We start from the raw sequence: 11,721 nt of genomic DNA, 5'->3' as shown, positions 1-11,721 counted from the left end.
AGGGCGTCGGGGCAATGGACGATTCACGCGATGTGCCGACGTCGTCGCTTCCTCAGAATGATCAAGAGCCCGCGGAAAGGAGACGTCCGCGGGAACCGTTGGTCGAGAGAGGAACAGCGCATGACCGTAAGGCCCCAGCGAGCCCGCCCTGGCAGCCCCGAGCTCCAGGCGCTCGTCGACGAGCTCGCGGAGCGGCTCGGCCGCTCCGTCGCCGTCGACGACCCGCTGGTCCGTATGGTCTGCACGAGCCGCCACTTCGGTGACGAGGACCCGGTACGGATCGGCACCCTGCTGCAGGGCCGCGCCGACAACGCGACCATCCGCTACGTCCTCGCCCAGGGCGTGACGCAGTGGCACCGGGCCGGGTTCATCGACGGCCGCGACGATCTCGGACTGCTGCCCCGGTACGTCGTGCCGCTGCGCGAGCGGGGGCACCTCCTCGGACTGCTCCTGGTGGTCGTGCCCGAGAAGGCGCTCGCGGAGCACGAGACGCGTGCCATCGCCCGGGCCGCGGACGCCATGGCCGCCCAGATGTACGCAGAGCACGTCGCCACCGACACCCGGAGGGCCGACGAGCGGGACCTCGTCCTCGAACTCGTCGGCACCGACGCCGCCACCCGGACCGCCGCACGCCGGCGCGGCAGGGAACTCGGACTGCTCGGAGCGGCCGAGCACGTCCTGGTCACCGTCGTCCAACTGGGCGGCGCGGCGGAGCCCGTACGGCATTCCGAGGCCGCCCTGCGGGCGGCGCTCGACGGGTTCCGGCAGACGCGCTCCGCGCGCGGCCTCATCGCGATCGGCACGGAGCGGGCGACGATGCTCCAGCTCCGCGACCGCCCGCCGGGCCCGGACGAGGTGGCCGCCCAGTCCGCCCGCGTCCTCGACGAACTCCGCACCTTCCTGGGCCCGTCGGCGGACCCCGTGGTCGGCGTCGGAGGCCGGCACGCCGGACCGGACCACGCCCGGACCTCGTACGAGCAGGCGCTCGTCGCCGCGCGCGCGGCACGCCGGCTGCCCGCCCTGCGGCGGGCCGGCGACTGGGAGCTGCTCGGGGAGCTCGCGGTCCTGTTCCAGCTCCCCGAGCACGCCCTGAACACGTCCCTGGTCCCCCGGCCGCTCCGCACCCTGACCGAGGCGCACGGCGGCGACCGGCTGCGGGACACCCTGCGGTGCTTCCTCGAACACGCGGGATCGATTCCCCGCACCGCGGACGCGCTGGGAATCCACCGCACCTCGCTCTACTACCGGCTGCGCCGGATCCAGGAGACCACCGGCCTCGACCTCGACGACGGCGCCCACCGGCTCACGCTCCACCTCGGCCTGAGGATCGAGGAACTCCTCGCCCCGGGCTCCGACGGAGCCGCCTGACCGCCGACTCGCTTCGACAAAGCGAGGAGGATCCACGGCCCGATTCCTACAGCTCGCGGTGGTGCGGGCGGCGGGCCCCCTTCGATGATGGTGGGGACGGGCGGGAACGGTGAGTACCGCCTCTGACCAGGGGAGAGGTCATGAAGGAACTGATCACGACGGACGGCGTACGGCTCGCGTACCGGGACACCGGCGGCGCGGGCGTCCCGCTGGTCATGCTGCACGGCTGGGGGCAGACGCAGGCGATGTTCCGCCACCAGGTCGAGGGGCTGGCGCCCGGCCGGCGCGTCGTCACCGTCGACTTCCGCGGCCACGGGAGGTCCGACAAACCCCGTCACGGCTACCGCGTCGCCCGGCTCTCCCGTGACGTGCTCGAACTCGTCGACCACCTCGGGCTGAACCGCTTCGACGCACTGGGCTGGTCCATGGGCGCCTCCGTGTGGTGGAGCTTCGTCGACCAGTACGGGACGGGGCGGATCCGGCGTCTCGTCGCCGTCGACCAGCCCGCGGCGGTCGCCGCGGTGCCCTGGATGAACGAGCGGGAACAGCGGGACGCCGGCGCCGTCTTCGACGTGTCGGGACTCGTGTACCTGGGAGCGGCCCTCGCGGGGCCGGAGGGCGACACGGTCCGCGCCGACTTCGTGCGCGGCATGTTCTCCGGTGAGCCGGACGCCGAGGTGCTGGCCTTCGTCGCCGAGGAGATCAGGTCGACACCCGCCTACGCGGGCGTGCCGCTGCTCTTCGACCACTGCGCGCAGGACTGGCGCGACGTGCTCCCCCGGATCGACGTGCCGACCCTGGTGATCGGCTGCGAGGGAAGCCATGTGCACCCGGACTCGCAGCGCTTCGTCGCCGAGCGGATTCCCGGCGCGCGCCTGCACGTCTTCGCCTCCCACGAGGCCGGCTCGCACTTCCCGTTCCTGGAGAACCCGCCGGCCTTCAACGCCGTGGTGGAGAAGTTCCTGGCGGAGGAGCCGGCGACCGGGGTGTGAACCCGTACACCGCCCGCACGAACCCACGCCAGGAACTCCCATGCCCCTCACACTGATGTCCCGTACGTCCGACCCGGCGCCCCGGCAGGCGCCCGATCCCGCCCCGCCCTCCTCCCGCCCGGGGCGGCTGGTCCAGATGCTCTCCGAGATGCCGGAGACGAACGACCGGACCCACGTCTACCTCGGCGTCCTCGTCCGTGGACCCGTCACGGTGCTCCACGGCACCGCCAGGACCCTGTTGGAGCCGAACGACCTGGTCTTCTGCGACCCGGCCCGACGGCATCCGCTGCGGTTCGGCGAGGACTGCCGGATGATCTTCTTCCGGGTGCCCCGCTGCTACCTGGGCCTCACGGAGGCGGAACTGGACCGGGTGCTCGGCGTACCCGTACGCGGCGGGGAGGGGATCGGGGCGCTGGTGTCCGAGTTCCTGACCGCGCTCGCCGCCAAGGCGGAGTTCCGCCGGTCCACGATCGGGGACCGGCGCGCCCGGACGGCCGTCCACCTCCTCTCCGTCCTGGTCATGGAGCTCCTCGACGCGGACACGACCGACGGGACCGACGAGGCGTCCGGGACCGGCAACGAGACGCTGACCCGCATCCACGGCTACATCGAAGAGCACCTGATGGACCCCGACCTCTCACCGGAGTCGATCGCACGCGCCCACCACATCTCCGTCCGGTACCTGCAGAAGCTCTTCCAGAACGACGGCAGCACGGTCAGCCACTGGATACGGCGGCGCAGGCTCGAGTTCTGCCGGCTGGAGCTGGGCCGCACCCACCGCAGGGTCACCATGGCGGCGGTGGCGCACCGCTGGGGCTTCAGCAGCCCCTCGCACTTCAGCCGATCGTTCCGCGGCGCCTACGGCATGAGCCCCAGCGAATGGCAGGCACTGGCGACCTCGGCCTTCGCGACGACGACCACCGGCGCCGGCCCGACATGACCCGACACCGAGAGCAGAACGCGCATGACCACCCCCACCGTCGTCCTCGTGCACGGTGCCTTCGCCGACGCGACAGGCTGGATAGGCGTCATCTCGGAACTGCGGACCAGCGGCATCCCGGTGATCGCGCCCTCGAACCCGCTCCGGGGCCTGACGCCTGACGCCGCCTATCTGGCCTCCTTCGTGGCGCAGGTCGAGGGCCCGGCCGTACTCGTCGGCCACGGGTACGGCGGTGCGCTGATCACCGTGGCGGGCGCCGCGGACCACGTCGTGGGGCTCGTCTACGTGGCCGCCCCCGTCCCCCGGGAGGGCGAGAGCCTCCACGGGCTCCAGGCGGGCTTCCCCGCCACCCCGCTGACGGACAGCCTGAAGGAGCGGACGTACCCGCTCCGCGACGGCGACTCCGCGGTCGAGCTCACCATCGACGAGGCCGCCTTTCCCTCCGTCTTCGCGGCGGACGTGCCCGAGGACGTCGCCGGCGTCCTGGCGGCTGCCCAACGCCCGCTCGCCACGGCCGCCTTCACCGAGACCGTGTCCACGGCGGCGTGGCGGACCACACCGTCCTGGGCCCTGGTGACCGGCGCGGACCGCATGATCAGCCCCGAACTCCAACGCTCCGGCGCCGCCCGAGCCGGCGCCACCGTCGTGGAACTCCCGAACGCCTCCCACGCCGTCACCCTGTCCGAGCCCACCCGGGTCGCCACCCTGATCAGAGCCGCCGTACACGCGACGAGCCGACCGGCCGATCCGCGCGACGGACGCACTCCGGCCCCTTGCGCCACGAGGCCACCCGGCCGGTCAGGCGAACGGGAACCCCGCCAGGTGGTAGAGGAGCAGCATGCTCGTCGTCGCGGTCGCGGCCGCTCCCGTGAGGGTGAACAGCAGGCGGCCCGCGACGGTCCACCATCCGCGGAGCCAGGCCGCGACCGCCCCCGCCACCACGCCCAGGGTCAAGACCGCCAGTGACGTACCCAGCATCGTGACGGCCGACAGGAGCGGCGACCCCAGGGGGACCGTCTCCATCATCGCGTTGCCGTCCGCGACGACCGCCGCGAGTGCGGCGGTGAAGGCCGCCGCGATCAGGCCGGTCACCGCGGCCGCTGCCCGGGTGGCCCGGGCGGCGGGCGGATGCGGGGTCCGGCCACGGGCGCGGCGCAGCAGGGCGGTTGCCGGGAACGCGAGCGCGCCGATGATCAGTCCGCCTACGCCGAAGGCGAGCAATCCCCTGTGGAGGGAGGGAGATTGGCGCCAGGTCAGTTCCTCGTACGCCGTCGAAGGCGTCGCCGACGAGACCAGTACCCCGCTCTTGGTGAAGGCGAGCGTCGCGCCGTGGCCGCCGCGTTCGCGGAAGAGGCCGTCGCCGAGGGCGAGCCAGCTCTGCTCGGGCTGGTCGGGGTCGAGGGAGAGACCGGTGGTGCGCAGCCCGTTCGCGCCGTCCCTCTCCACGTCGACCGACGAGTCCAGGCCTTCGACCGCCATGAGGCCGGTTCGGCTGACCCGGGCGGGGCGGTACGTGCCGGTGTACGAGTCGAGGGCGGGGTCCGTGGCGGCATCGCCGGCCGCGCTCGGGGCCGCGGTCGCGGGGCGGTCCGGGATCAGGGCGTCCATGATGCGGTTGATCAGGTCCTTGCCGTCCCAGGCGGCCCGGCCGTCCTCGCCGTCACCGTTGAAGACGACGAACACCCCCAGATCACGGCCGGGGACGAGGAGCAGGTTCGAGTGGAATCCGGGGATGTCGCCGTCCTTGAACCAGCCGGTCCGGCCGTCGCGCCGCCACTCCTCGAAGCCGTAGCCGACGCCGGGCAGCCGGGGATCCTGCCGGTGGTGCACCTGCTGCATCAGGCGGTTCGCCGGAGCTGTCCCGGCGAGCTGGTCGGTCATCCAACGGCCCATGTCGGCGGCGGTGCTGACGGCCCCCGGCCCGGCCGGACTCCACGCGCCGTACTGACCCCTGTCCTCGGTCCAGCCGGACGCACCGCCGGGCCGGTAGCCGTGGGCGAGACGCGCCGCGATCGGCTCCGGGTGCGGCTGGGCGACCGTGGAACGCGTCATGCCCAGCGGCCTGAGGATGTGCTCGTCGACGTAGGAGGGGAAGGGCCGGCCCGAGGCCTCGGCGACGATCTGGCCCGCGAGCGCGTAGCCGTAGTTGTCGTACGAGGCGATCGCGCCGGGGGCGCGGACCCGGGGCGGACGGCGCGTCACGAGGCTTTCGGCGAGGGGTTCGACGTCCTGCGCACGGGCCCTGCTGCGGCCGACGAGGTCGCTGTCGAAGCCGCCGGTGTGGGTGAGGAGTTGGTTCAGGGTGACGGGGCGTCCGGGGTAGGTGTCGGGGACGGTGACAGCGCGGAGGCGGTCGTTGACGTCGGCGTTCGGGTCGATCCTGCCCTCGGCGACGAGCTGGGAGGCGGCCTGTGCGGTGAACAGCTTGGCGAGCGAGCCGAGGAAGAAGACCGTGTCGTGGGGGTCCACCGGCGCCCTGGTGCCGATGTCGGCGACGCCGTAGCCCTTGGTCAGGACGGTCCGCCCGCCGGAGACCACCGTGACGGCCGCGCCGGGGATGCGGTCGTCCGCGAGGTAGCCGGCGACGGCCGTGTCGACGAGGGAGCCGAGAGTCCCGGGGGTGCGGGCGTCACGGGCGTCGGAGAGGGCGGCGGGGCCGGTCGGAACGGCCGCGTGAGCGGCTGTGGGCACGGAGACCAGCGCGGCGGAGGTGACCGTCATCATGATCGTGGCAGCCATCGTGGCGAGGGCCCGTATCGGCGTCGTACGCATACGTCGACGATCTCGTCCCGGCACGGGCCGCTCCAGTGCGAGCCGCATCGACCTGTGTGTGTTTCACATGGGTGGGCCGGGTGCGGCGCCCAGGTGTACGTCTACCGTGACCCCATGAACGCCCGCCAGGCCGATCGCACCGCCGACGGCTCCGTCGATCGCACCGCCGACGGAGCCGAGTCCGGTCCGACGCCCGCGGTCGTCTCCGTGGTCCTCGTCGTCGTCATCCTCGGATTCTCCTTCGAGCCCGGTGTCCTCCTGCCGCGCCCGGCCGCCGTGCCGATGCTGCTGCTCCAGATCGTCACCTGCCTGCCCTCGACGCGGCGGCTGCGCGGGGCGTGGACCCTCGCCGCGCAGATCCTGCTCGCGCCCTGGTCCGGCCTGCCCGGATTCCTCGGCGCCTCCGTGCTGCTCGTCGTCGAACGGCCCGTCCGCTGGGCCCTGTTCGCGCTCGTGGTGCTCGGCGGCGGGCTGCTCGCGCCCGGCGACGGCGGTGTCCACTCCGTACTCAACGGCATCGGCAACGCCCTCGCCCACGGCCTGATCATCTACGCACTCACCCGGCTCACCGACCTGTACACCGAACTCCGCGCCACCCGCGGCGCACTGGCGCATGCCCGGGTCGCGGCCGAGCGGGAGCGCGCCGGGCGGGACCTCGACGCGGTGCTGGGAACGGCACTGGCGGAGATCGTCCGGCTCGCCGCACAGGGAACGCGCGGAGCGCGGCAGCTGGTGACGGTGGCGCGGACGGCGACGGATCGGGTACGAGCCGCCCCGTCCGTGCACTCCGCCGACGGCGCGGACGTCCCCCCGGGCGCCCTGACACCCCGGCTGGCGTGGCCCATCGTCGTCGCCACCCACCTCGAGTACCTGATCGTGGGCGTGGCCTTCCTGCTCGACGACGGGGTGACGGGCGGGCGATTCGCCGCGTACACCGCCGCGCTGGCGGCGGTCGTCGGTCTGCAGGCGTACCACTCCCTGCCGCGTCCGCCGGGTGTACGTCCCCGCTTCGCGTCATGGACGCTGGGCACCCAACTCGCCCTGGCCCTGGGCGTACTGACGGCTCCGGACGGCCCGTACCCCCAGTTGGTGGCCTTCGCGGCGGCCTCGGTGCTGATCGTTCTCCCGGGGCGCGTCGCCTGGCCCGCGGCAGCGGCGCTGACGGGCCTGGTGGCGGTCGTGGCGCTCGTACGGACCGACGGCCCCGGAGCCCGGGGCACCGCGGTCCTGGTCCTGGACGTCGTGGTGATCGCTCTGGTCTTCTACGGCCTGGCCCTGCTCACCGGCCTCGTCCACCAGGTGCGGGAGGCCCGCGGAGCCCTCGCCTCGCTGGCGGTGGCCCAGGAGCGGCGGCGCATCGCCAGGGACGTCCACGATCTGCTCGGCCACGGCCTGTCGGCGATCGCGCTGAAGGGCGAGCTGGCGGACCGCGACCCGGACCCGGTGCGGGCCGACGGCCATCTCGCCGATGCGGCGGCGCTGGCGGCCCGAGCGCTCGCGGACCTCCGGGCGATCCCGGGGGACGGCACGGAGCTCACCCTTGCCGAGGAGGTGCACTCCGCCCGGCAGGTGCTCGCCGCCACCGGCATCGAGCTGCGGGTGCGGGGCGAGGTGGCGAACGTCGACGCGGTGTCGGAGGGGCTGTTCGCCACGGTGCTGCGGGAGGCGGTGACGAACGTGCTGCGGCACGCCCCGGGAGCACGAGGGTGCGAAGTGGAGCTCGGCCGGCGGCTGTTGCGGGTGGCGGACGACGGCCGTGAGCAGCCGGCGGAGGCAAGCACCGCGGTGGCCGGCGTCGGCGGCAACGGGCTGAGGAACCTGCGTGAGCGCGCGGCGGCGCTCGGTGGGCAGCTGGAGGCCGGCCCGGCCCCGGACGGACGCGGCTACGTCCTGACCGTCAGGCTGGCCACCGAGCCCGTCTCGGCGCTGTCGTGGAACGGAGGTTGACTTCGCGTCATCCCAGCCAGCCCTCCTCCCGTGCGATCCGCACCGCGTCGAGCCGATTGCGGGCCGCGAGCTTGGTGACCGCCGCGCCGAGGTAGTTCCGTACGGTGCCCTGGGTGAGGTGCAGTTCACGGGCGATGCGGTCGAGCTCGGCGCCGGTGGCGGCCAGCCGCAGCACATCGGTCTCGCGGGTCGTGAGCGGGCTCTCCTTGGCGGTGAGGGCCGCGGCGGCGAGCCTCGGGTCGATGACGTGCTCCCCGGCGGCCACGCGGCGGATCGCGGCGGCGAGCTGGTCCGGCGGCGCGTCCTTGAGCATGAACCCGCCGACACGTGCGGCGAGCGCGGACCGCAGTGCCTCCGGACGGCCCAGCGCGGCGAGGATCATGATCCGGCACTCGGGAAGCGCGACGGAGAGGTCGCGGGCGGCGGAGAGCCCGTCCGCGCCGGGCATCTCCAGGTCGAGGACGGCGACGCTGGGCCGGTGGGCGAGCGCGGCGGGGACGACGGCGTCCCCGCGGGCCACTTCGGCGACGACCTCCATGTCGTCCTCGAGACCCAGCAGGGCGACCAGCGCCCCGCGGATGAGGTGCATGTCCTCGGCCAGCAGAATCCGGATCATTGGTTACTCCCCCCAGGAAGATCGTAACGGCTGCCGGGGGCCCCGGTCCGGGGCCCGTTCCGCCGGAGGCGCGTCCGCGGCGGGTCTCCCGCGCTGCCTCTGCCGCTGCCGTCCGCGGCGGCGAGCAGCGCGGCGACGTCCTGCTTTCCCTTGCCGTCGACGGGCAGACCGGAGGGGGCGTTCAGACGTCGAGTTCCGCGGTGCGGCGCAGGACCAGGCTGAGGAAGCCGAAGCTGTCCCGGTACCCGTGCAGCCACTGCGAGCGGGCTTCGGCGGCAGCCTCCCGCACCTGCGCGGCGGCCGGATCGGCGGGGTGGTCCAGAGCCCATGAGGCCAGCGAGCCCCAGCAGGACCACTCGTAGGCGTCCAGCTCGGCGCGGGTGCTGACGTGGCCGTGCACGGGGGTCCATCCGTCGGCGACGACGCGGTCCACCGTGGTCGCCAGGTCGTCGAGCTCGCCGAACATCTCGACGGCCTCCGGCGACGGGGCGCGGTCCCAGAACGACTCACCGATCAGGACACGGCCGCCGGGGGCCAGGTGCTCGCGGGCCGCCGCGAGGGTGGGGAGGAGGCCGCCGAAGGCATGGGTGGCGCCGACGCTGATCACCAGGTCGAACCGTCGCGCGGAGGCGAAGTCCGCCGCCTCCCGGTGGTGGAGGACCAGCCGCTCGCCGATCCCGAGCCCGTGCGCCGTACCGCGGGCCCGGGTCAGGGCGACCTCGGAGACGTCGACGCCCTCGGCGCGCAGGCGGGGGCGCGACGCCAGGGCGCGCAGCAGCCATTCCGCGGTGCCGCACCCGAGGTCGAGCACGCGCTCGTCGCCTCGCGGGAGGCCGTGTTCGAGGAGCAGGCCGACCGAGTCGTCGCCGAGCGGGGACTTGATCGGGTGGCGGGCATGCGCGAGGGCGGAGATCTGCTCGCGGCTCATCGGCGCGGGATCCGCCGTGTCGAGCAGCAGCTTCGCGGCCACCGCCGTGCCGTCGGTGCGGACCGTGCCGGCGACGGCCTTCGCCCGTGCCTCCGTCTCGGGGGCCAGCGCCGTCCTCAGCGCGGCCGACAGCGAGTCGAAGGTCGGGGTCGGGCCGTCGTGCGCCGCCCCGATGCCCAGGTCGGCCACCCGGGCGGCCCAGTGCGGCTGGTCCACGAACTGGGGGACCACCACCTGGGGAGCGCCGGCCCGGGCGGCGGTGGTCGTGGTGCCCGCGCCGCCGTGGTGGACGACCGCGGCGACGCGGCGGAACAGGGCCTGGTGGTTGACGTCGCCGACGGCGAAGCAGTCGTCCGCGTCGTCGACGAGCCCCAGACCGGCCCAGCCACGGGAGACGAGGACCCGCCGGCCCTGCGCGCGGGCCGCCTCGACCGTCGTCCTGGCCATGTCGGCGGCCGAGCCCATGGGCATGCTCCCGAAGCCGACGTACACCGGTGGCGTGCCGGCCTCCAGGAACGCCTCCAGATCGGCGGGCAGCGGGCGTTCGTCGGGCAGGATCCACGCGCCGGTCTGCACGACGTCGAGGTTCGTCAGCCGCTCCCACGGCCCGAGGACCGGGTCCACCGCCAGCCACGGCCGCTCGCCGAAGACGTGGTCGCGCACGCTGTCGACCGGTGCCAGACCCAGCGCCGCGCGGTGGGTGTTGAGGGGCTTCAGGTACAGGGCGTCGACCTTCCGGGCGTCCAGGTCCCACAGGGCCTGGTTGTCGGTCATGTCGGGCGGAGCCGGCGGGCCGGGCCGTGGCGAGGGACGGTAGTGCGCGGACGGCATCTCGAACGGATGGAAGCCCGCGTACACGTAGCGGATGCCCAGCTTCTCGGCCACCGAGCGGGCACCGGCCGGCATCAGACCGCTCGCGACCAGCACGTCGCAGCCCTCGGCCGCCTTGCCGACCGTGTCGAAGTGCGCGGCGACCAGCTCGGCGGCGAACGCGCCCGCGTCCGACGGAGGCGCTCCCGTACGCAGCGCGCGCACGTCCCGCCCGAAGGGCACCAGCTCGGCACCGACACCGGCCAGCAGTTCCGCGAACTCCTCGTCCGGCGGCGCGCACACGCGTACCTCCGCGCCGAGCTTCCGCAGCTGGAGCGCCAGACCCGCCAGGGGAGCGATGTCGCCGCGCGATCCGTAGGCCATCAACAACACACGCATTTTTCGTGTTTCTCGTCTCTGTGGTGCCGACCTCGGTCGGCGGTGGTGCGGCGGGATCCGGGTCTTCCGAGTCTCGCGCCGTGTCCCTCGTGGGGCCGGGCTTCGTGCAGGGGGCGGTGGTGGCTAGGGCAGTGCACGGGTGCCGTCGGTGCCGGGGACGGAGACGACTCCGTCGGCGGGCATCGAGACATGGGCCTGGGCCCGTTCCGGGGCGTGGACCCGGCGGAGGAGGTACGGCGGCAGGATCAGGGTCTGGCCGGCGGTGACCTTCTCGCTCCGGCCGTCGCAGGTCACCTCCAGGGCTTCCGCGGTGACCGTCCACACCTGTTCGCGGTCGACGGAGTGCTCGGGGCCGGTGGCGCCGGCGTTCATCGTGACGGTCCAGGTGCTGAGTGCGGTGCTGCCACGGCTGGCGGCCGCCAGGCCCGCCATGGTCGCGTTCGGGGAGACGGTGACGTGGTCCGCGCGGGGCGTGATCACGATCATGGCGGCGCTCTCGTCGGGGTCGGCCGGACCGGCGGCGGCCGGCCATTCGACGAGCTGGACGACGACACCGTTCGGGTCGGTCATCTGAAGCAGTCGCTCTCTCCACGGCTCCTCGCGCAGTGGCATCGTGATGGGGGCGCCCGCTGCGCGCAGCCGGGCCTCCTCTGCCGCGAGGTCGGTGACGGTGAGCGCCAGGATCAGGCCGGCCGCCCGCTGGGCGCACTGCTCGGGCGCGAGGACTTCCGCACCTTCGTGGAGCAGGATGACGTCGACGGCGGCGTGCTCATGCGTCAGGGACACGAAGCCGTCGTCAGCCGTGGTCACCGCGTATCCGAGGTGGGTGCACAGGAACGCGCGGGAGGCGTCCACGTCGGCGACGGTCAGGGAGAGGGCGGATCTGGAGACGTTCATGACTGCACCTTCGCGAAGTGTGGGTGAGGGTCACGCAGTACGGCCGCCGGCT

8 protein-coding genes and 2 pseudogenes are annotated in these 11,721 nt (G+C 73.7%); 5 read left to right on the top strand and 5 right to left on the bottom strand.

Annotated elements, in window-relative coordinates:
- The first annotated feature begins 120 nt into the window (after positions 1 to 120).
- The 4 genes and pseudogenes from ABTY59_RS30180 to ABTY59_RS30165 form a co-directional block, all read left to right on the top strand.
- A complete protein-coding gene (locus ABTY59_RS30180) occupies positions 121 to 1,368 on the top strand; it encodes a PucR family transcriptional regulator (protein ID WP_352022235.1) in 1,248 nt (415 codons plus the stop codon).
- A gap of 140 nt (positions 1,369 to 1,508) precedes the next feature.
- Positions 1,509 to 2,360 carry an alpha/beta fold hydrolase gene (locus ABTY59_RS30175; protein ID WP_352022234.1) on the top strand — a complete coding sequence of 284 codons (852 nt, stop codon included), beginning with the start codon at positions 1,509 to 1,511 and terminating at the stop codon, positions 2,358 to 2,360.
- Between the two features lie 40 nt (positions 2,361 to 2,400).
- Positions 2,401 to 3,300 carry a helix-turn-helix domain-containing protein gene (locus ABTY59_RS30170; protein WP_352022233.1) on the top strand — a complete coding sequence of 300 codons (900 nt, stop codon included), beginning with the start codon at positions 2,401 to 2,403 and terminating at the stop codon, positions 3,298 to 3,300.
- A gap of 24 nt (positions 3,301 to 3,324) precedes the next feature.
- Positions 3,325 to 4,035: pseudogene (locus ABTY59_RS30165) on the top strand (alpha/beta fold hydrolase); the annotation flags it as partial.
- 63 nt (positions 4,036 to 4,098) lie between these two features.
- On the opposite strand, the gene ABTY59_RS30160 reads toward ABTY59_RS30165, so the two are convergent.
- Positions 4,099 to 6,072 (bottom strand): serine hydrolase domain-containing protein, encoded by a 1,974-nt coding sequence (locus ABTY59_RS30160; protein ID WP_352022232.1) that lies wholly within the window; start codon positions 6,070 to 6,072, stop codon positions 4,099 to 4,101.
- A gap of 114 nt (positions 6,073 to 6,186) precedes the next feature.
- On the opposite strand from ABTY59_RS30160, the gene ABTY59_RS30155 reads away from it, so the two are divergent.
- Entirely contained in the window at positions 6,187 to 8,019 is a 1,833-nt protein-coding gene (locus tag ABTY59_RS30155) for a sensor histidine kinase (protein WP_352022231.1), read from the top strand.
- Positions 8,020 to 8,026: 7 nt separating this feature from the next.
- Here ABTY59_RS30155 and ABTY59_RS30150 read toward each other — a convergent pair whose 3' ends face one another.
- The 4 genes and pseudogenes from ABTY59_RS30150 to ABTY59_RS30135 form a co-directional block, all read right to left on the bottom strand.
- Positions 8,027 to 8,635: a response regulator transcription factor gene (locus ABTY59_RS30150; protein ID WP_352022230.1), complete on the bottom strand. Its 609-nt coding sequence runs from the start codon at positions 8,633 to 8,635 to the stop codon at positions 8,027 to 8,029.
- Positions 8,636 to 8,816: 181 nt separating this feature from the next.
- Positions 8,817 to 9,563 carry an SAM-dependent methyltransferase gene (locus ABTY59_RS30145; protein ID WP_352022300.1) on the bottom strand — a complete coding sequence of 249 codons (747 nt, stop codon included), beginning with the start codon at positions 9,561 to 9,563 and terminating at the stop codon, positions 8,817 to 8,819.
- A gap of 12 nt (positions 9,564 to 9,575) precedes the next feature.
- Positions 9,576 to 10,772, bottom strand: a pseudogene (locus tag ABTY59_RS30140) (glycosyltransferase); the annotation flags it as partial.
- A gap of 123 nt (positions 10,773 to 10,895) precedes the next feature.
- Positions 10,896 to 11,669, bottom strand: a complete 774-nt coding sequence (locus tag ABTY59_RS30135; protein ID WP_352022229.1) for a VOC family protein — start codon at positions 11,667 to 11,669, stop codon at positions 10,896 to 10,898.
- Positions 11,670 to 11,721: the final 52 nt, after the last annotated feature.

Origin of the sequence: Streptomyces sp. NPDC096079 (genome assembly GCF_040303145.1) — a bacterium.
In the GTDB taxonomy this organism is placed as follows: Bacteria; Actinomycetota; Actinomycetes; order Streptomycetales; family Streptomycetaceae; genus Streptomyces.
The sequence above is the reverse complement of the archived record's forward strand: the minus strand, read 5'-3'. Positions and strand labels throughout refer to the sequence as shown.

Bases quoted from the DNA above. Each gene is read 5' to 3' on its own strand.
- ABTY59_RS30180 (WP_352022235.1), top strand. From the start codon at position 121: ATGACCGTAAGGCCCCAGCGAGCCCGCCCTGGCAGCCCCGAGCTCCAG.
- ABTY59_RS30160 (WP_352022232.1), bottom strand. From the start codon at position 6,072: ATGCGTACGACGCCGATACGGGCCCTCGCCACGATGGCTGCCACGATC.
- ABTY59_RS30150 (WP_352022230.1), bottom strand. From the start codon at position 8,635: ATGATCCGGATTCTGCTGGCCGAGGACATGCACCTCATCCGCGGGGCG.
- ABTY59_RS30155 (WP_352022231.1), top strand. From the start codon at position 6,187: ATGAACGCCCGCCAGGCCGATCGCACCGCCGACGGCTCCGTCGATCGC.
- ABTY59_RS30145 (WP_352022300.1), bottom strand. From the start codon at position 9,563: ATGAGCCGCGAGCAGATCTCCGCCCTCGCGCATGCCCGCCACCCGATC.
- ABTY59_RS30175 (WP_352022234.1), top strand. From the start codon at position 1,509: ATGAAGGAACTGATCACGACGGACGGCGTACGGCTCGCGTACCGGGAC.
- ABTY59_RS30135 (WP_352022229.1), bottom strand. From the start codon at position 11,669: ATGAACGTCTCCAGATCCGCCCTCTCCCTGACCGTCGCCGACGTGGAC.
- ABTY59_RS30170 (WP_352022233.1), top strand. From the start codon at position 2,401: ATGCCCCTCACACTGATGTCCCGTACGTCCGACCCGGCGCCCCGGCAG.